General features: G+C 60.1%; 20 protein-coding genes. 8 read left to right on the top strand and 12 right to left on the bottom strand.

The annotated features are described in order from the left end of the window. Positions 1-110: 110 nt before the first annotated feature. From cls to MHY22_RS04745, 4 genes are all read right to left on the bottom strand, one after another. Positions 111-1,574, bottom strand: a complete 1,464-nt coding sequence (gene cls, locus MHY22_RS04760; RefSeq protein ID WP_239278275.1) for a cardiolipin synthase — start codon at positions 1,572-1,574, stop codon at positions 111-113. After that, positions 1,575-2,384: an exodeoxyribonuclease III gene (locus MHY22_RS04755; RefSeq protein ID WP_239278274.1), complete on the bottom strand. Its 810-nt coding sequence runs from the start codon at positions 2,382-2,384 to the stop codon at positions 1,575-1,577. A 133-nt stretch (positions 2,385-2,517) separates the two neighbouring features. Continuing rightward, entirely contained in the window at positions 2,518-3,507 is a 990-nt protein-coding gene (locus MHY22_RS04750) for a GNAT family N-acetyltransferase (RefSeq protein WP_239278273.1), read from the bottom strand. Continuing rightward, a complete protein-coding gene (locus MHY22_RS04745; RefSeq protein WP_239278272.1) occupies positions 3,507-4,130 on the bottom strand; it encodes a peptide deformylase in 624 nt (207 codons plus the stop codon). Before MHY22_RS04745 ends, MHY22_RS04750 begins: the two co-directional genes overlap by 1 nt. Here MHY22_RS04745 and MHY22_RS04740 point away from each other — a divergent pair. The 3 genes from MHY22_RS04740 to MHY22_RS04730 all read left to right on the top strand — a co-directional run bounded on the left by MHY22_RS04740 (position 4,129) and on the right by MHY22_RS04730 (position 6,545). Then, positions 4,129-4,404: a DUF3263 domain-containing protein gene (locus MHY22_RS04740; RefSeq protein ID WP_239278271.1), complete on the top strand. Its 276-nt coding sequence runs from the start codon at positions 4,129-4,131 to the stop codon at positions 4,402-4,404. The genes MHY22_RS04745 and MHY22_RS04740 overlap by 2 nt on opposite strands. Positions 4,405-4,427: 23 nt before the next feature. Next, on the top strand, positions 4,428-5,228 hold the full coding sequence (locus MHY22_RS04735) for a LytR C-terminal domain-containing protein (RefSeq protein ID WP_239278269.1): 801 nt from the start codon (positions 4,428-4,430) through the stop codon (positions 5,226-5,228). A 180-nt stretch (positions 5,229-5,408) separates the two neighbouring features. Continuing rightward, complete coding sequence (locus tag MHY22_RS04730; RefSeq protein WP_239278267.1) at positions 5,409-6,545, top strand: glutamate--cysteine ligase; 1,137 nt, start codon at positions 5,409-5,411, stop codon at positions 6,543-6,545. Positions 6,546-6,571: 26 nt separating this feature from the next. On the opposite strand, the gene MHY22_RS04725 is transcribed toward MHY22_RS04730, so the two are convergent. The 8 genes from MHY22_RS04725 to MHY22_RS04690 all read right to left on the bottom strand — a co-directional run bounded on the left by MHY22_RS04725 (position 6,572) and on the right by MHY22_RS04690 (position 16,244). Continuing rightward, positions 6,572-8,056 (bottom strand): glycosyltransferase 87 family protein, encoded by a 1,485-nt coding sequence (locus MHY22_RS04725; RefSeq protein ID WP_239278266.1) that lies wholly within the window; start codon positions 8,054-8,056, stop codon positions 6,572-6,574. A gap of 15 nt (positions 8,057-8,071) precedes the next feature. After that, the gene (locus MHY22_RS04720) at positions 8,072-8,452 is read right to left on the bottom strand and encodes a monovalent cation/H(+) antiporter subunit G (RefSeq protein WP_005325613.1); all 381 of its coding nucleotides are present in this window, start codon (positions 8,450-8,452) and stop codon (positions 8,072-8,074) included. After that, the gene (locus MHY22_RS04715; protein ID WP_049360305.1) at positions 8,449-8,724 is read right to left on the bottom strand and encodes a monovalent cation/H+ antiporter complex subunit F; all 276 of its coding nucleotides are present in this window, start codon (positions 8,722-8,724) and stop codon (positions 8,449-8,451) included. The genes MHY22_RS04720 and MHY22_RS04715 overlap by 4 nt, the downstream gene beginning before the upstream one ends. Further along, on the bottom strand, positions 8,724-9,251 hold the full coding sequence (locus MHY22_RS04710; RefSeq protein ID WP_239278265.1) for a Na+/H+ antiporter subunit E: 528 nt from the start codon (positions 9,249-9,251) through the stop codon (positions 8,724-8,726). Before MHY22_RS04710 ends, MHY22_RS04715 begins: the two co-directional genes overlap by 1 nt. Beyond that, a complete protein-coding gene (locus MHY22_RS04705) occupies positions 9,244-11,070 on the bottom strand; it encodes a Na+/H+ antiporter subunit D (protein WP_239278264.1) in 1,827 nt (608 codons plus the stop codon). The genes MHY22_RS04710 and MHY22_RS04705 overlap by 8 nt, the downstream gene beginning before the upstream one ends. Continuing rightward, positions 11,063-11,563: a Na(+)/H(+) antiporter subunit C gene (locus tag MHY22_RS04700; RefSeq protein WP_239278263.1), complete on the bottom strand. Its 501-nt coding sequence runs from the start codon at positions 11,561-11,563 to the stop codon at positions 11,063-11,065. Before MHY22_RS04700 ends, MHY22_RS04705 begins: the two co-directional genes overlap by 8 nt. Before the next feature lies 1 nt (position 11,564). Continuing rightward, positions 11,565-14,546 carry a Na+/H+ antiporter subunit A gene (locus MHY22_RS04695; RefSeq protein ID WP_239278262.1) on the bottom strand — a complete coding sequence of 994 codons (2,982 nt, stop codon included), beginning with the start codon at positions 14,544-14,546 and terminating at the stop codon, positions 11,565-11,567. Between the two features lie 330 nt (positions 14,547-14,876). Further along, entirely contained in the window at positions 14,877-16,244 is a 1,368-nt protein-coding gene (locus MHY22_RS04690; protein WP_239278261.1) for a M20/M25/M40 family metallo-hydrolase, read from the bottom strand. Positions 16,245-16,472: 228 nt separating this feature from the next. On the opposite strand from MHY22_RS04690, the gene MHY22_RS04685 reads away from it, so the two are divergent. The 5 genes from MHY22_RS04685 (at position 16,473) to ppk2 (ending at position 22,385) form a co-directional block, all read left to right on the top strand. Further along, positions 16,473-18,443: an OPT family oligopeptide transporter gene (locus MHY22_RS04685; RefSeq protein ID WP_239278260.1), complete on the top strand. Its 1,971-nt coding sequence runs from the start codon at positions 16,473-16,475 to the stop codon at positions 18,441-18,443. Positions 18,444-18,675: 232 nt separating this feature from the next. Then, positions 18,676-20,322, top strand: a complete 1,647-nt coding sequence (groL, locus tag MHY22_RS04680; RefSeq protein ID WP_023019954.1) for a chaperonin GroEL — start codon at positions 18,676-18,678, stop codon at positions 20,320-20,322. Between the two features lie 664 nt (positions 20,323-20,986). Further along, a complete protein-coding gene (locus tag MHY22_RS04675; RefSeq protein WP_239278257.1) occupies positions 20,987-21,160 on the top strand; it encodes a hypothetical protein in 174 nt (57 codons plus the stop codon). A gap of 36 nt (positions 21,161-21,196) precedes the next feature. Next, complete coding sequence (locus tag MHY22_RS11535; protein WP_255718026.1) at positions 21,197-21,331, top strand: hypothetical protein; 135 nt, start codon at positions 21,197-21,199, stop codon at positions 21,329-21,331. 154 nt (positions 21,332-21,485) lie between these two features. Next, the gene (gene ppk2 / locus MHY22_RS04670) at positions 21,486-22,385 is read left to right on the top strand and encodes a polyphosphate kinase 2 (protein ID WP_005329883.1); all 900 of its coding nucleotides are present in this window, start codon (positions 21,486-21,488) and stop codon (positions 22,383-22,385) included. Positions 22,386-22,522 lie beyond the last annotated feature (137 nt).

Here is a 22,522-nt window from a genome sequence, read left to right as displayed (position 1 = left end):
GCGCCTGTAACGCACAGCACCGCCTCGGACGGCAGCTCATTGGCTGCCCACCGGGGCGGTTACTTGTTTCTAGACTGTCTCCACTGAAGCAGTGATGGGGCGTGTTGTCTCTACTGCAGCGCGGAAGTTAGGCGCATGACATTATCCACGTAGCGGCGGATGAAGCCGCGCTCATTCCACTCTTCCAGAGTGAGCTGATGGCATACGGCCCGGTAGTTGGATACGAGCTGGTTGAACTGGTCAATAAGGTCGCCCTTGGCCACCAGCATGGTGGATTCATAATTTAGGCCGAACGAGCGAGGATCCATATTGGAGGAGCCGAACATGCACAACGGATCGCGGCCCGGATCATCTGGGTCGGTGATGATGAACTTGGAGTGCAGTACAAAGGGGTAGGGGAATTGGTAGATGCGCACGCCCGCCTCCAGCAGCGCTTGGTAGTAGGAGGATTGGGCGTGGTTGACCATAAACTGGTCCGCCTTTGCCGATACATAAAGTTCCACGTCCACGCCGCGATAGCAAGCGGTGGTTACGGCCTCCAGCAGGGATTCATCCGGGACGAAGTAGGGCGAGCACAGCACTAGCCGGTCTTTGGCGTGGTGTACCAAGGAGTTGAACATGCGCAGGTTTGGCTCAGTGGTGTAACCAGGGCCGGAAGGGATTATCTGGAGGTGGTTGGCGTCGGCCGTCTGGGCGTCGTCATATGGCAGCTCATCCAGCGGCAGGTTCTCGTCCGCCTCCAGGTACCAATCCACGGCGAAGACCGCGGACATGGAGGTCACAATCGGACCGGAAAGCTCCACCATGTAGTCAATCCAGTAGCGGTCCTTGGTCTTGTACTGGCGCTTAATCATATTCAGCGATCCGATAAAGCCCACCTTGCCATCAATGATCACCAGCTTGCGGTGATTACGCAGGTCCGGGCGGCGGAAGCGGCCCTTGTGCAGCTGGATGGGCAACATGAGGTGCCAGTCGACGCCTATCTCCGTTAGCTGCTTGCCCAGCTTGAAATACCCCTTGTATTTGAAGCTGCCGATCTGATCCAAGAGCAAGCGCACCTTCACGCCGCGGGCGGTAGCCCTGCGCAGCGACTCAAAGAAGACGTCTGTGGTCTCATCCCAGGACTGGATGTAGATCTCGATGGATACGTACTTCTCGGCGCGGTCAATAGCGGCGGCAATGGCGCGAATGGACTCGTCATAATCCGCGTGCAGGCCAAGATTGTGCCCCACCAATGCTGGGAACCCAGTCAGCTCGCGGTTGAGCCGAATAACCGACTCTACTTCCGCCGAAAGAAGGCCCTGCGGATGATCCGGGGTGCGGGCTGTGACGTTTTCAATCTTCTCATTGGCTTCTTGCTGGATGCGGTGGCGACGCCGGTTGATATACGGCGAGCCCATGAGCAAAAACAGCGGCAGGCCGATAAACGGCAGCACCAGAATAGCCAGCAGCCACGCGGTGGAACTGGAAGGCCGACGGCCCTCAGGCACGAAACCAACGGCAATAATCTTGATGCCGTAATCAAGGATCAGGAATACGAGCTGCCAGAAACTGAGATCAAGCGACCAGGACATTTAACGAACGGAATCGAAATCGGGCAGATCGTAATCTGCGAGAAGCGGACAGTGATCGGAGGTTTTATCGCCGGCGCGCTCGACCATGTCTACCTGTGCGCCGGTCACGTGCTGGGCAAGCGGGGCTGAAGCCAACTGGAAGTCGATGCGCATGCCCTCGTTCTTTTGGAAGCGCATGCCTTTGTAATCGAAGTAGGTATAGCGCTGGTCCTCCGTGAACCGGCGGGTAACCTCCTCGAGGCCTGCTTCTTCCAGCATCTGGAATGCGGCGCGCTCTGGCTCGGTGACATGCGTCTTGCCGCGGAATGCCTCAATATCCCACACGTCTTCATCGCGCGGGGCAATATTGAAATCACCGGTCATAAGCAGTTTGGACTGCGCATGATTTTCCGCATAGCGCGCCAAGTGATAGAGAAAGTCCAGTTTGTAGTCATAATGGCGATCCGTGATCTCGCGGCCGTTGGGCACGTAGAGAGACCAGATTTCTACGCCACGGACGTGAGCCCCGAGTGCTCGGGCCTCACGGTCCTGCGGCTTTTCCGGATCCTTGGCAAAGCCCGGCTGGCCCGGAAAGCCGACCAAGACCTCCTCGGGCTCTTCCTTGGACACAATGGCCACGCCGTTCCACTGATTGAGCCCGTGGCAGGTGACATGTAGGCCCGCGTCCTCGAAGGCCTCGCGTGGAAACTTATCGTCTTTCACCTTAGTTTCCTGCAGGCACAAAACATCGATGTCGTGCTTGGAGATAAGGTCCAGTGCCCGCTGTGTGCGGGTACGAACGGAGTTAATATTCCACGTGGCGATGCGCATGCCACATAGGTTACCTGGGTAGTGAGTCAAGCTCACTACCCAGCCCACAAGGAGTCAGCGGGCAGTCCCATAAGGCTCACTATCCAGCCCACAAGGAATCGGCGGGCAGTCCCGATAGAGCGCAGCGCGGGGCTCAGTCCCGCAAGCAGGCGTAGATGCGGCGGTGTTGCTCGATGAAACCGAGCTTCTCCGCCAGTCGCACGCCGGCGATATTCGAGGCCGGCACGGTGAGGTAGGCGTGCTCGGCGCCGTTGTCGTGGCCCCAGTGCAGCAGGTGCTGGAGTGCGAGCGTGCCGTACCCGCGGCGGCGGAAGTCTTTGGCCACTTCGATGGAAGAAAGACCCAGCCACGTGGTGCCATCGCCGGATTCGCTCAGGGTGCCGCGGGCAATGGCGACGGTCTCGCCATCGAGGACTAGGCGGCCAAAGCCGAGCGTTCCCTCGACGTGGGCGTCAAGACTCTGCAACGCCTCGGCAGGAAGGGCATCGGTGCGTGATTGATACATCGCCAGCCACTCGTCATCGGGCTGGGCGGCGATGTGGAAGGTGGGGGAGGGAGAGGCGGCGTCGGCAAGCGCGGGCAGATCCCGCAGGACCATAGCGAGGCTCTCTGGTTCGGCCTCCCAGGCGGGGTCGGCGAGCAGGCGTTCGGCCGGCTTGCCAATGCGCTCCGGGACTAGCAGGCGCACCGGAAGGTCGTGGCGGGCGTAGAAGGCCTTAATCTCCTCCAGTGGAACTGGCGTAAAACCGGCCGAAGGCCCCACGGGCACGGCCGAGTTGGAGTGGCCGGAAACCCCGTCACTCGCGCGCAACAGCCAGGAACCGTCGCTGGTCCAGGCGTGGTCCGTGCCGGGGAAGGCCGCGGCCGCGGCAACCTCCACTGCGCGGATATCGGAATTGCGGACCATGCGCGGGGAGAGACGCTTAATGATCTTCAGCTGCTCTGGCGGGATCTCCACCGCATCTAAGTCGGAAGGGTAGCCGCCGACCTCCTGCGGGCGAATGACCAGCGGATTGAGGCTGAGCACGTGCCCAATGACATCGCTATGGACGCCGCCGAAGTCGCGCCGGGCCACCACGCGCTCGCCTACCTGGACGGCATCGGAGCGGAAAATGCGTGACATTAGTCGTCGTGGCCGAAGGGATCGGCGTCCTCACCCGGTACCCAGGAATAGCCCGGCTCAGTCCAACCATTGCGCTTGATGGCTTTTTTGGCCTGGCGCTTATAGCGGCCGATGAGGGTATCGGTGTAGAGGAAGCCATCGAGGTGGCCGGTCTCGTGCTGCAGGCAGCGGGCGAAAAAGCCATAGCCCTCGACGGAAATGTCATTACCGTTCTCGTCCTTGCCGGTCACGCGCGCCCAGTCGGCGCGGCCGGTGGGAAAGCCCTCGCCCGGCACGGAGAGGCAGCCCTCGTCATCGGAGCCGTCGTCGGCAGGCATGGTCTCTGGAATCTCGGAGGTCTCCAGCACGGGGTTGATAACGCAGCCCTTGCGCATGCCCGCCTCCTCGGACGGCAGCTCGGTGCCATTGGGGCCGTCCGTATCGGGGCAGTGGTAGACAAAGAGGCGCTTGCCAATTCCTACCTGGTTAGCGGCCAAACCTACGCCATTGGCGGCGTCCATGGTTTCATACATGTCTGCAATGAGCTGCTGCATTTCCGGGGTGGAAATCTCGGATTCTTCCACCGGTTGGGTGGGTTCGTGAAGCACGGTCTCGCCGTGGATAACGATGGGGCGAATAGTCATGTCTTACAGTTTAGGCATGAACCCCTTGTCTGACCTAGACGCCGCCATTTTGGACTTCGAGGAAACCGCGCCGCGCAGCATCGGCCGCAAGGAAGAGGCTATCCGCGCGCAGCTGGACATTTCCCCGGTGCGCTACCATCAGCGCCTTAACCTGCTTCTCGACGCCCCCGCAGCCGCCCAATCCCATCCCCTCCTGGTTGCACGGCTGCGGCGCCTGCGCGAGGAGCGAGAAGACACGCGGCGCGCCGCGCGGGGAAATCCCCCATCTAGTTAATACTGGGTACTAGTGTTGCGTATGTGACTAATGTGAATCCGGAAAATTCAACCGACAAGGTATCCGACGAAACCCGCGCCGGCTCCGCTGCCGGTGCGTCTGCTTCCCGCGCAGCTAAGCGCCCCGCTGGTGGTGGCGCGCACGCTAAGAAGGGCGGGCTGCCGCTGCGTGGCCTGGCTATGGTCCTCATCGCCGTGGCCGTCATGCTCGGACTCTGGGCTTTGTACTCCATGACCTCGGGAGACGATGATTCCACCGTTGCCTCCGAGAGCAAGCAGGAAAACTCCACCGGTTCCACCATCGGTGCCGCGCCCGAAGGATCTGCCGGCCCCGACGCCGCAGGTTCCCGTGCCCCTGGCGCTTCCGAAGGTGCTAGCGCCCCTGCCCCCGCACCGGCGCCCGCACCAGGTGAAGGCGATGCTGCAGGCGACCCGGCCGCTTCCGGCGCTGCCGATGAGCGAGCCGCGGCCGAGGGAGATGCCGCCGCAGGTGAAGAAAACGCCCACTCCGCTGCGCGCGACCGCAACGATATTAAGGTCAGCGTTCTCAATAACTCCGGCGAGGTAGACAAGGCCAAGAAGGAAGCCGATTCCCTCAAGGGCGGCGGCTTCAAGGTGGGCTACGTGGGTAACCTGCCTGGCGATGTCCTCACCGTTCCAAAGACCACCGTCTTCTTCCCAGAAGGCGATACCTCCGCTGAAGCACTGGCTAAGGAGGTCGCCGCCCGCTACCAGGCTGATGTTGCCCCGATGAACCGCAACCTGCCTAAGGAAGCAACCGATGGCGGTGCCGTCGTCGTCGCTCTGGCGGTACCGCAGGCCTAAGCAAGCCGCGCACCTGACTTAAAGTCCAAGGCCATCCGGCCGAAGAGCAAGCACCATAGTTCTTCGGCCGAACGCCTTGGACTTTTGTGATCTGAACGCTTCCGCGCCCGCACGTCCGCCGGTGTGAACAGGTTAAATAAAATTCACGCTTTAATACCTGTCACCCGTTAAGCTGAATGGGTGAAGATCCCGGCAGAACAATTCGCCCGCTCTCCCGAACCAACGCTCGGCGTGGAATGGGAGGTGGCGCTCGTGGACCGCGAGACGCGCGACCTTGTCCCGCGCGGCGCGGAACTCATTGACCTCGCCACTGCAGCCCACCCCGAGATCCATCTGGAAAAGGAATTCCTCCAGAACACGGTGGAGCTGGTCACCGGCGTCTGCCATACCGTGCCGGAAGCCATCGCTGATCTGAACACTTCCCTGAAGGCAGTGGAAGAAGCAGCCGACAAGCTGGGCGTAGACGTCTGGGCCTCTGGCGGCCACCCGTTTACGGACTTCCGCGAGAACCCGCTTTCGGATAAGCCCAGCTATCAAGAAATCATCGCGCGCACCCAGTACTGGGGCAAGCAGATGCTGCTATGGGGCACGCACGTGCACGTAGGCGTTAGCCACGAGGACCGCGTATGGCCCATCATCAATGCGCTAATGACCAAGTACCCCCACCTGCTAGCCATTTCTGCGTGCTCGCCTGGGTGGGAGGGCCTTGATACCGGCTATGCCTCCAACCGCACCATGCTGTACCAACAGCTGCCCACCGCAGGCATGCCGTACCAATTCCGGGATTGGGCCGAGTGGCAGTCCTATATGCGCGACCAAGCCATTTCCGGCGTCATCAATCACACCGGTTCCATGCACTTTGATATTCGGCCGGCTTCCAAGTGGGGCACGGTGGAGGTGCGCGTCTCTGATGCGACGTCCAACCTGCGCGAGCTCTCCGCCATCGTGGCGCTTACTCACTGCTTGGTGGTCTATTACGACCGGCTTATCGACGCCGCGGAGCCCCTCCCCATCCTGCAGCCCTGGCACGTAGCAGAAAATAAATGGCGCGGTGCCCGCTACGGCATGGACGCGCTAGTGATTACCTCCCGCGAGACCGATGAGGCCTGGGTCAAAGACGAGCTAGCAGAGATGGTGGACGAGCTTACCCCCATCGCGCGCGAGCTGGGATGCGTCAACGAGCTCAAACTCATCCACGACATTATCGATGGCGGCGCCGGCTATGAGCGGCAGCGCCGCCTTTTCAAAGAGACCGGCAGCTGGCGCGAGGTGGTCGAGGAGACCTGCCGCGAGCTGCACACCTTCCGCCCGCTCTAAAGCGGCGGGCAGGCTGGCCCGGGGGCCTAGTCCTCAGGGCGTGAGTGGCGACCGTAGGCCGGGGTATCGGGGATATCGGTGATGTCCTGGGCCGCCGGGAACGCGCGCGTTTCCGGCCCTACCGCGGGCATTTCTGCCGTTTCATCGCTGACGGGTTGCGCTGCCCGTGAATGCCCCTGGCCCCCACGGCTTGTAGCTGCGGTATTAAACGAGCGCACTGGGCGTGCTCCGGCCTCCGCGCCAGCGGGCTTTGCGCCAGCGGGCTGCGCAGGCAGGTGGTGGCGGCCCGGGGCGGGCGCTTCCTCTTCCGGCTGGGTGCCAGGGATAAAGCCCCACACCGCGTAGAAGGCGATGAAGAGGACACCGGCGCCGGTGAAGGCCAACATTCCCCATGGCTGCAGATCCCAGTGGTTGAGTGAACGGCTAGCCGCAGACAGCCACACGGGGGCGGAGATGAACGGCATGGTCACCGCGCACATAGCGAGCACCGACACGAGGCCAGCGAACTGCGCGCCGAGGAAACCGTGCAGACGCTTGCCCAGACCCTGGTTGACGGCAACTAGCACGACGACGGCCAGCGGCACCGTCCACACCCAGTGGTGGTACCAAGAGAAGGGGGAGACCAAGCAGGAGCTGATTCCGGCAAGCGCGAGTGCGGCGGAATTATTGCGGTGCTTCATCGCGGTGCGCAGCGCCAGGCAGGTCAAAATGAAGACCACGACCACGGCAGCGAGCCAGATCCAGCCGCCATCAATGCCCCAGGCGCGGACCATCACCGAGCGAATCGACTGCGCGCCAGGGTTGGTGTGCTCGCCCACGCGGGAGGACTTAAAGATAGCGTCGGTCCAGAAGTCGGCGGCATCCGGAATGGTCACGAAACCAATGGCCACGGTTACCGCGAACGTAAGGATGGCGATGATCGCTTGCCACCAACGCTTCTGGAAGAGCAAGACCAGACCCATATAGGCCGGGGTGAGCTTCATACCCGCAGCCAAACCAATGCCGATGCCCGGCAAAGCGCGCTTGCGCGGGAGGATGTCCAAGGCCACCAGCAGCATCAAAAAGATGTTGATCTGGCCAAAGAATAAGGTGCCGTGCACCGGCTCATTCGCCGGGGTGCAGCACAGCAGCAAGATGCCCAGCAGCCAGATTGCCGGGGAGAGCTTGAGCCCGCGCTCGCGCAGGACCAGCATGATGACCGTGAACAAGGCGAGGGCGGTGCCGCCTTGCCAGAGGAGGATCAAGGGGGCGTCGCCAAGCTTAGAAAGCCACGTGAAAAGGGTGCCGGAGAAGGGCGGATAGGTAAAAGGTAGGTCGCCGATGTAGGCGTTATCGTAGAGGTCCGCGCCTTGGGCCACCTCGCCGCCGGCGAGCCAATAAATCTTCAGGTCCAGGGGAACGCGCCACACAAAGGCGCTATTGCCGTCGAAGATGCTGAAGCGGTAGACGATGACGCCGATAAGAGCGGCGAGCAAAGTCACCATAGTGGGAAGCCCATAAAGCTTTTTCACGGTGAAAAGCGTCTCCTACTTGCGGCGCAGCGACTTCGCGGCGGGTCGGTCGTTGCGGGACATGGATTCCTCGGTGCCGTACAGACCCTCACGGCGTGCAATACGCGAGGTGCGCTGCGCGGTTACCGGGCTAGTGAACATGGCAAACAGTACCAGCAAAACGAGCATTCCTAAATCCCCCCGCTCGGCAACGCTGAAGGATTCCGCGCCGGTGATGCGGATGATGGCACCAAGGATCGTCAGGATAAGGCCGGTGGTTTGCGGCTTGCTTACCGCGTGCACACGAGACATGGTGTCCTTGAAGCGGGCGATGCCGATAGCCGCCGCCAAGGTGAGGACGCTGCCGCCGATTATCAGGATGAGCGAGAGCACATCTGCGATGAAAGACCAGCTCATTGATTATCCCTCTTCCTAAACCTAGTGACAGATACGGTGGAAATGAAGCCCAAGAGCGCGATCACCAGCATGGCTGAGACCACGGTCGTGTTGAGCGACCAGCACATGTAGGTGGCCAGCGCGCATTGGAACATCGCGGTAAAGCCATCCATGCCCACCAAGCGGTCCAGCGAATTGGGGCCGGTGACAATGCGCCAGACGGTGATGAGGAAGGAGACCACCAGTAGCGCGGCGGCCACCAGCAAAATCGCGTTATAGATCTGCGGATCCATTACGGGTGGCTCCTTTCAAAGATGTCGATGAATGAGGCTTCGAGTTGGGCCACGGCACCGATTTCGCGCTGAATCTGGGCCTCATCGCGGGCATCCAAGATATGGACGGTGATCATACGGTTGGCAATATCGATATCGGTCACCGTGCCGCCTGGCTGCAGGTTATACAGCGTTACGGCTAAGGAAAGCACGAACTCATTATCCAAGCGCATGGGCAGCTCCAAGATGGCAGTCTTGGGTACCGGTTGCGGGCGCACGGCCAGCCAGCCCACCTTGAGTGAGGCGTAGAACAATTCCCAGAACCAGCGGATCATGAACGCAATGAGCTTGCCCCAAGAGACGTCGATGCCGGTAATGGGCATGGCCGGCAACGGCAGAGCAAAGACGATAACGGTGCCGATGAGGAGTCCGGCCACCACATTGCCCACGGTGATCTCTCCCATGAGCATGCACCACATGATGGTCAGCCAGACGATGAACCACGGGCGGAAGCGGTGGCGCAGGCCGGAAAAGCGTGCGTTAGTCATCGCTAATATCCTTCCTCTTAGCGGCGTCTGGTGTCTTTACAGTGCCGGAGTGGGAATCGCGGCCGCCGGCTTCTGGGTCGGTGCGGGCATCTAGTCCTGGCTGGGCGGGCGGCTCCGCATCCTGGGAGGGATGCCGGCGATTTTCATAGGAATCCGCTCCGCCGGTGTAGCGCTCTTTCTGGTTGAGGTGGCGGGTGGGGTCATCCGCGCGGTCGCCCAGCACCGCGTACTGGTAGATGGAAGTATCTTGCGCGGATTCGGCAGCGCGGGAAGTCACGCCGGACATGGGGCCCGCCAGGAAGGTAATGGAGGTGGACGCGGCCACCAGCAGGGTTGTAGAAGCAATCATGCCAAAGGGCACGCGGCCCACATCCTGGCGGGAGGAAAATTCCACCTCATCGGTGATATCGGAAAGCGGGGCGGGGCGCGCGAGCGCCATGTTGCCTTCCGGGGCATCGGCGCGGTCGCGCTGGAAGCCCTTGGCCCATACCAGCATCATGACGTAGAGGGTCAGCAGCGAGGTAACCACCGCACCGACGATGAGCACCCATGCCATCCAGGAACCTTCATTAGCACCGGCCTGCAGCAAGATGACCTTGCCCAAGAATCCGGAGAACGGTGGGATGCCACCCAGATTAATGGCTGGAATGAAGTACAAAATTCCGATAAGCGGGGCCGAGTACATTAGCGAACCCAAGCGGCGTAGCGACGAGGTGCCGGCCTGGCGCTCAACGAGTCCGACCACCAGGAATAGCGCGGTTTGGACCAGAATGTGGTGCACGGCGTAGAAGATGGCGCCGGACAGGCCCTGGGCGGTGCCGAGGGAAACACCGAAGATCATGTAGCCAATGTGGCTAACCAGGGTAAAGGATAAAAGGCGTTTAATATCGGATTGTGCGATGGCGCCTAAAATGCCCACCAACATTGTGGCTAGGGCGACCCACATGAGCACGGTATCGAGCCCACCGGCAGTAAAGACGGAGGTGCGGGCGCGGATGATGGCGTAGACACCGACCTTGGTCAGCAGGCCGGCGAATACGGCCGTGACTAGCGACGGCGCCGTGGGATACGAGTCCGGCAGCCAGGCGTCCAGCGGAACCACGGCCGCCTTAATACCGAAGGCGACGAGCAGCGTGGCAAAGATGGCGGTGCGAGTTCCCTCCGGGATGTCCTGCATGCGCTGGCCAATCTGGGCCATGTTCATCGTGCCCACGGAGGAATACACAAAGCCCAACGCGAGCAAGAAAATCATCGACGAGGCCATCGACACCATCACGTAGCCCACACCAGCGCGCACGCGACCAGCCGAGGCACCCAAGGTTAAAAGCACATAGGATGCCACGAGGAAGACCTCGAAGCCCACGTAAAGGTTGAAGAGATCGCCGGCCAAGAAGGAGATGTTTACGCCCATGGTCAGCAGCATGTAGGTGGGCAAGAAGACTGCCACCGGCTCGTCCTTGGTGCCGTCGCGTACGCCCTGGGAGATGGCGTACCAAATGACGGAAAAGAGCACCACGGAAGAGGTAAAAAGCATCACCGCAGAGAGGCGATCCGCCACAAGCGTGATGCCCACTGGGGCGTCCCAGCCACCCACCTGCAGTGTTTGGATGCCCTCAAAATCCGCAATGAGGATCAACATGGCGTTGACTACCGCCGTTATAAGCAGCGAGAAAAATACGATTTGGCGCTGCACATTGGGCACGCGGGAAAAGATCAAGGCGAGCGCTGCGGCTACCGCCGGGATGATAATGGGCAGCGGAATGAGGTAGCCGATGTAGGGAAAGAGGACATCGACAAGCGGCTGTACGGTCTCACTCATCGTCGGCCCCCTTTACTGGTTGCTCGAAGGATTCGGGTCCGAAGTTATCGCCTTGCTTGGTGGCGCGGCCCGTGGTCGGATCATTGGACGCATCGTGGTCCGGGTTGGCGGCCGCGTTGCCAGGGCGCGCAGCCTTAGCCGCAATCGCGGTATCCTCCGCGTCATCTTCAATGACATCGTCCGTGCGGTAGCGGTACTGGCGGTAGGCCAACGTAAGGATGAAGGCCGTAAGTGCCATGGAGATAACGATGGCGGTAAGAATCATCGCCTGCGCCAGTGGATCCGCAATCTCGGCGCCGTAAGGCTCCGACTCGCGGCCGTCGATAGGCGGGGAACCGGCCGAGCCGCCGGACTGCAGCAGGAAGAGGTTGGCTCCATTGCCCAATAGCAACAAGCCCAACATCATCTTGGTCATGGTGCGGTCCAGCAGCAGGTAGACGCCTGCCGCGACGAGTACGCCCGCGGCCAGGAGGAGGAAGAGGTTGGCTTCCATTTTATTTCTCCTTTCCTGTTGTCGGGGCTGTGCTTGCTGTGGCGGCTTGTTTCTTTTCCTTGCGTTGCGCCCGTTGCGCCTTTTGCTTGGCGGTGCGTTGGCGTTGCTGCCGGGCCAGCGAGCGGGCACGATCGCGGGCGCGCTGCTTACGCATTTCCTCTTCCTCATCCAACTTGGCACCCAAGGAATTCAGGATGTAGAGCGTAAGGCCCACGACGATGAGGTAGACGCCCGCATCGAATACCAACGCCGAAGGCAGCGAAACCTTGCCGATGAGCGGAATCTCCGGTGAGGTGTACCCGCTGGTAAGCGGTGGGTGCCCAAAGAACATTGGGGCCACCACGGCCACCGCGGATAGGAAGAGTCCGGTACCCATGGTGCGGCCGGCGTCGATAGGCAGGGTTTCATCCAGCTCTGCGCGCCCGCCAGCCAGGTAGCGCAGGATAAGAGCCAGCGCGGCGACGAGGCCACCGGCGAAGCCGCCACCTGGTGCATTATGGCCCGCGAAGAAGAAATAGAAGGAAATCGCGACCATAGACGGGAAGAGCACGCGGGTAGAGACATCGATCATCAGCGAACGGTTGAGCGCCTGCTCTGATTCCACGCCGGCTGCCAGCCAGCGCCGCCCAGTAACTTGCAGGGTGGGGCGGCGGCTCGCGCGGGCGAAGGACTGGGTGCGATAAATCAGAGAGGCCACGCCCAACGCAGCGATGATGATGACCGTGATCTCGCCAAAGGTATCCCATGCGCGCAGGTCCACCAGCAAAACATTGACGGTATTGGCGCCGTGGCCAATCTCCTTGGCCAGATCCGGCATGAACTCGGAGATGGGCTTAGACTGACGTGCGTTAATAGCAAACATCGCCACCACGGTGACGGTAAGGCCCGTGCCCACGGAAAGCCACGCGCGCAGGCGCCCCATCTTGGGGTCCTGCTTCCACTCGGTGGAGGCTGGCATGCGGCGCAGAACCAGCATGAAAAGAACCATCACGATGGTCTCAGTCAGCAGCTGCGTCAGCGCCAAGTCCGGCGCACCGTGCAGAGCGAAGATGAAGGCGAGGGTATAGCCAGTCACCCCGACGATGATCACGGCTGATAAACGATTATCGGTGACCGTGGCGGCTACGGCGGCCACCATGATGATGAAGGCGGCGACGATCTGCCAAGGATTTTCCGCCACAATCATGCGGATATCGGTGAGATCGCCCTTGATGATCATAGCCAGTGGCAGCAGCATCAATGTGGCAAAGATAACCGTCAAGTTCAGCTGCAGGGAGCCGCGCTGCGTGGTTGCCGTCGTGCGCAGCGAGAGCTGGCGCAAAAGAGCGATGACCGAATCATAGGCATCATCCGCATTGCCCAGCGCAGGATAGGCGAATTGCCACTTGACCAGGACCTGGCGTTGCCAGTGCATAATAATACCGCCCACGATAATGAGTGCGGAGAGGCCGAGCGCCACGGTAAGTCCATGCCACAGGGCTAGTTCGCTATGCTCCTTCGGGGCGAAGGTGGAGTCGAGATGCTGGTCAAAGGCGGCCGATAGGGGCTTGGGGAACACACCAAGTGCCACGGTTAGGGCAGTGAGCAGGGCAGGAGAGAGCCATAATCCCATAGTTACGGGATGCATCTTGGCGACGGCCTCTGTCGGCTCCGTTCCATTGACCTCCTTCTTGGTGGCAAAGGCACCCCACAAAAAGCGCAGAGTATAGGCCATCGTGAGGATAGAACCGAGGACATAGGCCACAAGCATCATATTGCGTGGCATGCCGGCCAAGAGCTCCTCGTGCATGGTGGCTTCCAGCACGGCCTCTTTGGCCACGAAGCCAAATAGAGGTGGGACGCCGGCCATGGAGAACCCGGAAATGATCGCAATGCCGAAGAGGAATGGTTCTTTGCGCCCCAATCCGGATAGCTTGGTGATATCCCTTGTGCCTGAGCAGTGATCGATAGCGCCGACGACCATAAAAAGCGCCGCCTTAAATAGCGAGTGTGCAAAGGTCAGCGCGAGACCGGCCTGCATGGCTTCCCGCGAGCCTACGGCCATGATGGAGGTGATAAACCCTAGCTGGGAGACGGTGCCATAAGCCAAAATCAGCTTCAGGTCGCGCTGCTTGAGCGCCATCCAGCCGCCGAGCAGCATGGTAAATACGCCTAGGGAGATAACCACCACGTGCCAGGTGGCCACCTCATACATTGAGGGCGCCAGGCGCCCGATTAGGTAGATGCCGGCCTTAACCATCGCGGCGGAGTGGAGATAAGCGGAGACTGGAGTCGGTGCCGCCATCGCGCCGGGGAGCCAAAAGTGCGCCGGTGCAATTGCAGACTTTGTCAGTGCGCCCGCCAAGATGAGCACGATGGCCACCGTGACATAGGGCGTCTGCGCAAAGTTCTCATAGGCGGAGATATCACTAAAGGTCCACGCCCCAGTTTGCCGTCCGAGCAAGATAATGCCCATGAGCATGGTTAGCCCGCCCAGAGCGGTGACCATCAGCGCCTGCTGTGCCGCGCGACGGGAGGAGGCTCGTTCCGCATAGTAGCTAACCAAGAGATAAGACAGCAGGGAGGTAATCTCCCAGAACACGTACATGAGCAGGAAATTGTCCGCGGCCACTAGACCAAACATGGCGGTGGCAAAGCCCACCATTTGCGCCGCGAACATGGCCAAGCGGCGCCGCGTGCCGTCGAAATAGCCCCAGCAGTAGACCAATACCAACGCGCCCATGCCCAAGATGATGAGGCTAAATAGCGCGCCTAGTCCGTCTAAGCGGAGGTCAAAACTTAAGTTCGCGGACGGCATCCATTCCACAGTGTGCTCAACTGCGCCACCGTCTGCGAAGGTGCCGCGCAGAAAGTGCATGAGCGTCCACACAAAGCCTGCGCCGGGGACTAAGGCCAAAATTCCAAATGCCGGGCGACCCATTCGCATGATGAGCAGCGGTGCTACCAGGGTGGCGGCGATAAGAGCACCCAGAAGTACTAGCACGTTGGTTACTGCGCTCCTTATGGTTGTGTCACGTTTTTATACCCCGCTGCCGCGAATACCACGAGCACACAACTGACGAGAGGCGAGAACATTCACGAGCCGCGCGCCGCTGAGTACGCCGCGGCGGCACAGTGCAAGCAACATGGCCGAGCGCGGGGCCAACTTTTTGTCACTTTACCGGTTTTTCTACGACTTCGAAAGGATTATTTTTATGGGCTGTATTATATGGTGCCATTTCGCGGCAGAAAGAAACCCCGCACCCAAGGTGCGGGGTAAGCCGCGCTAACCGCGGCGGCAGGCAGGTCCCGGGCTGGACCTGGGGTTTCAGTCTTAGGCGTAGCGCTGCAAGAAGAGCGCTTCTGCGGCAGCGATGTTCTCGATCTCGGTGGGATCGACGGACTCATTGGCCGAATGGATGGTGCACTTTGGCTCCTCCACGCCGTAGAGAGCGATCTCCGCCTTGGGGTGAGCCTCTTGCAGCTCGGTGGTCAGCGGGATGGAACCGCCCATGCCCTGTGCGGCGGTGTCCGTGCCATAGGACTCGGAAAGGCACTCGCCCAGTAGTGCAGCGGCGGGCTTTTCTGGATCGGTGGCAAAACCGGCATTGGCCTCAAGCACTTCGGCCTTAACGTGGGCGCCCCATGGGGTGTGGGCGCGGAGGTGATCGCAGACGGCGTCGGCAATCGCAGCGGCATCGGCACCGGCCGGAACGCGCAGGTTGAGCTGCGCGAAAGCGGTGGCGGGCACGGCGTTGACGGCCTCTGACACCGGGGTGGAGGTAAAGCCGGTCACGGTAATGGCCGGGCGGGACCAGACCATGTTGGCCACCGGGGTGGCACCGGCCGGGTCGTCTTCGCCCATGATCTTAGTGCCCTCCAGCAGCTGCGCATCGGCGCGGAAGGCCTCGGCTGGGTACTCTTGGCCGGACCACTCGGCGGTGGTATCCACGCCGTCGATAACGGTGCGGCCGTATTCATCGGACAGGGAGTCGATGGCGCGCATCAGCGCCTTGGCGGCATCCGGTGCCGCGCCGCCAAACTGGCCGGAGTGGACGGCGGAGGCCAAGGTATCGACCTGCACGCCAATCTGCGCGCCGCCGCGCAGGGACGTAGTCAAGGTCGGCTGGCCCACAGCGGCGTTGCCCGCATCGGCGATGAGGATGGCGTCGGCAGCAAAAAGCTCCGGGCGATCCTTGATGAGCTGGGATAGGCCCTCGCCGCCGCGCTCCTCGGAGCCCTCGATGAGGTACTTCAGGTTCACCTTGGTACCACCGTTATTGTCCACCGCGCGCAGGGCGGCCAAGTGCATGGCCACATTGCCCTTACAGTCGGCGGCGCCGCGGCCGTACCAGCGGGTGGAGCCATCAGCGGCCTCACGCTCGGTCAGGGTGAATGGATCGGATTCCCAAGCCTCGCGGTTGCCGGCCGGCACCACGTCATAGTGGGAGTACAGCAGCACCGTCTTGGCGCCCTCATCGCCCTTGCGCTCACCCAAGATGGCGGTGGAGCCATCGGCCGTGGTGATGGTTTCCACGCTCACTCCGGACTCTTCCAGTGCGGACTTAACCCACTGGCTTGCGTCCTTGGTCTGGTCCTCCAGGCCTTCCTCGTCATGGACGGAGTTAAAGGCCACGAGCTCGCTGAGCTGGCGGAAAATGGTCTCGCGGTCGTTGCGAATGCTTTCATTAAGTGCAGTCATGTTCTCTACGGTACCCGCCCGCCCCAAGCTATAGAGCAACCGGAATAGGAAAACGCTGGGGTGGTGAACTAAAATTTATTCATTCCACCCTGTGCGGATTTTGTCCGTTCGGACCCTATTCCGGGAAGAAACCGGCGCCAAACAGGCAGAAACGGACGTGGCAGGCCGCGGTTTGCTACGCAGGGTGAAACGAGAAACTTTCATAGCCGAGAATAGAAAGGACCTGGCATGGCGAACGCATCATCCGCCGCAGGTTCCAAGGCCTCCCTGCCCGAGCTGACTCTGCGCGGCATTATCATCGGTGGCCTGATTACCCTCATCTTCACCGCTGCCAATGTGTACTTAGGCCTGAAGGTGGGCTTGACCTTTGCTACCTCCATCCCGGCCGCCGTGATTTCTATGGCGGTGCTGCGCCGGTTCAAGGGCCACAACATTAAAGAAAACAACATTGTGCAGACCATTGCCTCTGCTGCGGGCACCCTGTCTGCCATCATCTTCGTCCTCCCGGGCCTGGTGATGGTGGGGTACTGGCAGGGCTTTGGCTTCCTGCAGACTGCCGGCGTGTGCATCATCGGCGGCGTGCTGGGCGTGATGTATTCCATCCCGCTGCGCCGCGCTTTGGTCACCGGCTCCGATCTGCCCTACCCGGAGGGCGTGGCCGCGGCCGAGGTCCTCAAAGTAGGCGACGAGAACGCCGATGGCGCCAGCCATGAGGAAAATGCCAAGGGCCTGCGTGTCATCGTCGCGGGCGGCATTACCTCGGCCGTTATGGCGCTGCTGACCGCAATGAAGGCCGCCGCCTCCGAAGTCACCGCCTATTTCAAGCTCGGCGCTGGCGCGACCACCTTGGGCACCAGCCTGTCTACCGCGCTTATCGGCGTGGGTCACCTGGTGGGCCTGCCGGTAGGCATTGCCATGCTGGTAGGCGTGGTGATTTCCTACTTCATTTTGCTGCCTATCTTCACCACCGGCGATATTACGGGCGCCACCGCGCTTGCCGACGTCGTCGATACCACCTTCTCCGATGACATCCGCTTCATCGGTGTGGGGACCATGGCCATCGCCGCCATTTGGACCCTGCTGAAGATCGCCGCTCCCATTGCTGTGGGCATCCGTCAGTCTCTAGCCTCCTCGCGCGCCCGCAAGTCCGGCTCCGCCGTGGACGTTACCGAGCGTGATATTCCCTTCCCCTATGTCGCCACCACCATCGTGGCGTTCATGGTGCCTATCGCATTGCTGTTGTGGGACTTTGTGCGCGGTACCGATATCCACGACCACATGGCCGTGCTCATTACCGTCTCCGTCCTCTTTACCCTGCTGGTAGGCCTGATTATCGCCTCCGTGTGCGGCTACATGGCCGGCCTGATCGGTGCGTCTAACTCGCCAATTTCCTCCATTGGCATCATCGCCGTGCTCGCTGCCTCGCTGCTCATCGCGGCTGTCACCCGCGGCACCACTGCGGATCCTTTGTCTTTGGTGGCCTACACGCTCTTTACCGCGGCCATCGTCTTTGGCATTGCCACCATTTCCAATGACAACTTGCAGGACCTCAAGACCGGTCAGCTCGTCGGCGCTACTCCGTGGAAGCAGCAGGTTGCGCTCATCATCGGCGTGGTCTTCGGCTCCCTGGTCATCCCGCCGATTCTGCAGGTCATGCTCAATGGCTTCGGCTTCCAAGGCATGGAAGGCGCCGGCGAAGACGCCCTGGCGGCCCCGCAAGCCGCCCTAATGTCCTCCGTTGCCTCCGGCATCTTCGATAGCTCGTTGGATTGGAACCTCATCTTCATCGGCATGGCCATTGGCGCTGTCCTCATTATCATTGACGAGCTCCTGCGCAAGTTCACCGATAAGTACTCGCTGTCCCCGCTGGCCGCCGGCATGGGTATGTACCTACCGGCCGCCCTGACCATCGTCATTCCCATCGGTGCCATCTTGGGCACCTTCTATGACAAGTGGGCCGCGAAGCAATCCCACCCGGAGTTTGCCAAGCGTATGGGTACCCTCCTGGCCACCGGCCTCATCGTGGGTGAGTCCCTCTTTGGCGTGGTCAACGCCGGCATCATTGCCGCTGCTGGCGGCGAGAGCCCGCTGGAAATCTTCGAGGGCGGCACGTCTGCGACCATCGTGGGCGTGATCCTCTTTATTATCGCGCTGACGTTCATTTACCGCTGGACCAAACGCACGGTGAAGAAGGCTTAGTTCCTGATCCATTCCTTATATAATGGCGTCCCTTCGCGGGGGCGTCATTTTTTCTTGCAGTCACGGTAGGAGAGTGCCAGAATGGTCGTTAGCACTCGCACAGTATGAGTGCCAGATAAATCTACATCGTTGTGGTTGAGGTTGGTTCACACTCACCAGCCATGCCGTCGCGGGCGTCCGCAGCGAGAAAGACGTGAGTGTCGTCCTCAATAAACCAAGGAGCACAAACACAATGGCAAAGATTATCGCTTTTGATGAAGAGGCCCGCCGCGGCCTTGAGCGCGGCCTGAACACGCTTGCCGACGCCGTCAAGGTCACCCTCGGCCCCAAGGGTCGCAACGTCGTCCTGGAAAAGTCCTGGGGCGCTCCGACCATTACCAACGACGGCGTTTCCATCGCTCGCGAAATCGAGCTCGAGGATGCTTACGAGAAGATCGGCGCCGAGCTGGTCAAGGAAGTTGCCAAGAAGACTGACGACGTCGCAGGCGACGGCACCACCACCGCAACCGTGCTGGCACAGGCTCTGGTACGCGAAGGCCTGCGCAATGTGGCCGCAGGTTCCAACCCAATGGGCATCAAGCGCGGCATTGAGACCGCAACCAAGAAGGTTGTGGACTCCCTGCTGTCTTCCGCCAAGGAAGTAGAAACCCAGGAGCAGATTGCTACCACCGCTGGCATCTCCGCCGCTGACCCAGCAATCGGCGAGAAGATCGCTGAGGCTATGTACACCGTGGGCAACGGCTCCGTAAACAAGGACTCCGTTATCACCGTGGAAGAGTCCAATACCTTCGGCGTTGACCTCGAGGTAACCGAAGGCATGCGCTTTGATAAGGGCTACATCTCCGGTTATTTCGCTACCGATATGGAGCGCCAGGAGGCGGTCCTGGAGGATCCGTACATCCTGCTGGTCTCCTCCAAGATCTCCAACATCAAGGACCTGGTTCCGCTGCTGGAGAAGGTCATGCAGTCCGGCAAGCCGCTACTCATCATCGCTGAGGATGTTGAGGGCGAGGCCCTGTCTACCCTCGTTGTGAACAAGATCCGCGGCACCTTCAAGTCCGTTGCGGTTAAGGCACCGGGCTTCGGCGACCGCCGCAAGGCCACTCTGCAGGACATGGCCATCCTCACCGGCGGCCAGGTCATCTCCGAGGAGGTCGGCCTCTCCCTCGAGACCGCCGAGCTCGAGTACTTGGGCCAGGCACGCAAGGTTGTCGTCACCAAGGACGAGACCACCATCGTTCAGGGTGCTGGCTCTCAGGAGCAGATCGACGGCCGTATCAAGCAGATCCGTGCCGAGATCGAAAGCTCCGACTCCGACTACGACCGTGAGAAGCTGCAGGAGCGCCTGGCTAAGCTCTCCGGCGGCGTTGCTGTGCTCAAGGTCGGTGCCGCTACCGAGGTTGAGCTCAAGGAGCGCAAGCACCGCATTGAGGATGCAGTCCGCAACGCAAAGGCTGCCGTGGAAGAAGGCATTGTTGCCGGCGGTGGCGTAGCACTGCTGCAGGCCGCTTCCGTCCTGGATTCCCTGGATGACCTCAAGGGCGACGAGGCTACCGGCGTCAAGATCGTCCGCGAGGCCCTGTCTGCACCGCTGAAGCAGATTGCACACAACGCTGGCCTGGAGCCGGGCGTTGTTGCTGACAAGGTTTCCTCCCTGCCGGCAGGCGAGGGTCTGAACGCTGCTACCGGTGAGTACGTCAACCTTATGGAGGCTGGCATCAATGACCCGGTTAAGGTCACCCGCTCCGCTCTGCAGAACGCTGCTTCCATTGCAGCTCTGTTCCTGACCACCGAGGCTGTCGTCGCCGACAAGCCTGAGCCGGCCGGCGCCAACAACGGCATGCCGGACGCTGACGCTATGGGAGGCATGGGCTTCTAGGTTCCGGAGAGGTATTAGGGCACATTTTAGGGCCCTCTAGCCCTTCTGAGCGCCCCGTTTCTGTGCTGTTGAGCGCATGAAGCGGGGCGCTTTGGCGTGTCTGCAGCACTTTGCTTCACCAATGCGATATGGCAGCACGGCTTCTTCATGGAAAGATTTTCCGAAATCGCTTCTCATAGGCGGTTTCCATTTGGGCCTTAGTGCAAAGAAAAGTCGGGCAATCCACCGCGGAAAGTGGTGCGCCAATCACCGCCACAAATTTTAACACGCGAACCATGAGCCCCATTGACCCCGTATAGGGGTAACTGAAGCGGCGGAAATTAAAAAAGTTTTTCGCTCTCAGAGAGTGGGTTTTGCGCCTACCTATCGTTCGTTACACTGGAAAGCGTTACAGTGTTAAGTCCTATTTAGCCTAGTTATTTAAAACGTGACATAAAGGCCCAGTTCAGCGGCCTTTCATTTAAGGTAAAAAATCTTTAATGATTGCTATAAGCCATAAACTTATCCTTATCAAGTCGCCTGTGTGTTGGGGTATCTATGTAAATTTGACTTGATTTCGTTCAAACTTGTGCGAAAATATCTCTTGTGACGCCCACTGAGGGTGTCTGCAAACTGCAAACCCCTCCGCGGCAAATAGCTTCGGATCTATTTTAGGAGTTCAAACATGGATCTCTCCCTCATTCAGACTCACCTGGACAACTTCGTAACCACTTGGACTGGCTGGAAGACCATCGTTGATGGCATCACTGCATGGACCGGCTTCTCTAACGCTTTTGAGGCTGCTAAGGGCGCATTCGAGTTCACCGGTGAAGTTCTGCCGGCTCTGAGCTCCAAGTAATCAAAACACACGCTAACTATCTGAGGAGATACTAAAATGGAGAACCTTTCTTCCACTCTGAACTTCGCATTCGACATCTTTGGTGGCCTGTTCAACGCCCTGTATGGCATCGTTGAGCCGCTGGTCAACATTGCTGACGGCGCATCCGACCTGATCGGCATGTTCGTATAAGAACATCCCTCAGTTCTGAGCTTTAACGCTCGCTGAAGCAAAAAGGCCTACCGTTTCGGTAGGCCTTCTTTTTGTTTTGTTGGTCATCTGGGGGGCAGGGGTAACTGCGAAAATTTGGCGCGCTTGATGTCTACATTCGGGTTACACTAAATGCATGGCTGATATTAAAGACGACGACCTTCCCGAGATCGACCTGGCTAAAACTGACGGCTACGTCGTCGATGGAACCGATGAGGATGATCCTTCGCTAATCATGCCGGATGGTTCCCCGGTTCAGACTTGGCGTGAAAATTACCCCTACGATGAGCGTATGACTCGCGATGAGTACGAGTCCGTTAAGCGCGCGCTGCAGATTGAGCTGCTGAAGTGGCAGAACTGGACCAAGGAGACTGGCCAGCGCCATATCATCCTCTTTGAGGGTCGAGATGCGGCCGGCAAGGGTGGCACCATTAAGCGTTTTAACGAGCACCTGAATCCGCGTGGTGCTCGCACTGTGGCTCTGGAAAAGCCCTCGCCGCGCGAATCCACCTCATGGTATTTCCAGCGTTATATCGAGCACTTCCCAGCCGGTGGCGAGATCGTCTTCTTCGACCGCTCTTGGTACAACCGTTCCGGCGTGGAGCGCGTTATGGGCTTTTGTACCGAAAGCCAGCACGCGGAGTTCCTCCGTGAGGTTCCGATGTTGGAGAACATGATTCTTGGCTCGGGTATCTCCCTGACCAAGTTGTGGTTCTCGGTTACCCGTAAGGAGCAGCGCACTCGCTTCGCTATCCGTCAGATCGACCCGGTGCGCCAGTGGAAGCTATCCCCGATGGACCTGGCTTCGCTGGATAAGTGGGATGACTACACCCGCGCGAAGGAAGAGCAGTTCCGCTACACGGATACGGAAGAGTCGCCGTGGATCACCATTAAGTCCAACGACAAAAAGCGCGCCCGTATTAACGCCATGCGCTATGTGCTATCCAAGTTCGAGTACACGAACAAGGACCACGAGCTGGTGGGCGAGGTCGATGAGAACATCGTCAAGCGTGGTCGCGACCAGATTGGTGACTAGGTTGAGCTAAATTAGCCGCACAATGGGCGGGAAACTCGGTAATTCCGGGTTTCCCGCTTTTTGTTTTAGGGGTACCAAAAGGGGGTAAATGGGGAGGAATAGTTTCGCGGGAAATTGTGGATTTTAAAGGGTTATTT

It is taken from the genome of Corynebacterium sp. ACRPO, from assembly GCF_022347205.1.
Taxonomy (GTDB): domain Bacteria; phylum Actinomycetota; class Actinomycetes; order Mycobacteriales; family Mycobacteriaceae; genus Corynebacterium.
This window is presented reverse-complemented; position numbering and strand designations above follow the sequence as displayed.

What these genes read in the sequence shown, in the direction of transcription:
- cls (WP_239278275.1), bottom strand. Translation starts at nt 1,574, where the DNA reads ATGTCCTGGTCGCTTGATCTCAGTTTCTGGCAGCTCGTATTCCTGATC.
- MHY22_RS04755 (WP_239278274.1), bottom strand. Translation starts at nt 2,384, where the DNA reads ATGCGCATCGCCACGTGGAATATTAACTCCGTTCGTACCCGCACACAG.
- MHY22_RS04750 (WP_239278273.1), bottom strand. Translation starts at nt 3,507, where the DNA reads ATGTCACGCATTTTCCGCTCCGATGCCGTCCAGGTAGGCGAGCGCGTG.
- MHY22_RS04740 (WP_239278271.1), top strand. Translation starts at nt 4,129, where the DNA reads ATGTCTTACAGTTTAGGCATGAACCCCTTGTCTGACCTAGACGCCGCC.
- MHY22_RS04745 (WP_239278272.1), bottom strand. Translation starts at nt 4,130, where the DNA reads ATGACTATTCGCCCCATCGTTATCCACGGCGAGACCGTGCTTCACGAA.
- MHY22_RS04720 (WP_005325613.1), bottom strand. Translation starts at nt 8,452, where the DNA reads ATGAGCTGGTCTTTCATCGCAGATGTGCTCTCGCTCATCCTGATAATC.
- MHY22_RS04715 (WP_049360305.1), bottom strand. Translation starts at nt 8,724, where the DNA reads ATGGATCCGCAGATCTATAACGCGATTTTGCTGGTGGCCGCCGCGCTA.
- MHY22_RS04710 (WP_239278265.1), bottom strand. Translation starts at nt 9,251, where the DNA reads ATGACTAACGCACGCTTTTCCGGCCTGCGCCACCGCTTCCGCCCGTGG.
- MHY22_RS04705 (WP_239278264.1), bottom strand. Translation starts at nt 11,070, where the DNA reads ATGAGTGAGACCGTACAGCCGCTTGTCGATGTCCTCTTTCCCTACATC.
- MHY22_RS04700 (WP_239278263.1), bottom strand. Translation starts at nt 11,563, where the DNA reads ATGGAAGCCAACCTCTTCCTCCTCCTGGCCGCGGGCGTACTCGTCGCG.
- MHY22_RS04690 (WP_239278261.1), bottom strand. Translation starts at nt 16,244, where the DNA reads ATGACTGCACTTAATGAAAGCATTCGCAACGACCGCGAGACCATTTTC.
- MHY22_RS04685 (WP_239278260.1), top strand. Translation starts at nt 16,473, where the DNA reads ATGGCGAACGCATCATCCGCCGCAGGTTCCAAGGCCTCCCTGCCCGAG.
- groL (WP_023019954.1), top strand. Translation starts at nt 18,676, where the DNA reads ATGGCAAAGATTATCGCTTTTGATGAAGAGGCCCGCCGCGGCCTTGAG.
- MHY22_RS04675 (WP_239278257.1), top strand. Translation starts at nt 20,987, where the DNA reads ATGGATCTCTCCCTCATTCAGACTCACCTGGACAACTTCGTAACCACT.
- MHY22_RS11535 (WP_255718026.1), top strand. Translation starts at nt 21,197, where the DNA reads ATGGAGAACCTTTCTTCCACTCTGAACTTCGCATTCGACATCTTTGGT.
- ppk2 (WP_005329883.1), top strand. Translation starts at nt 21,486, where the DNA reads ATGGCTGATATTAAAGACGACGACCTTCCCGAGATCGACCTGGCTAAA.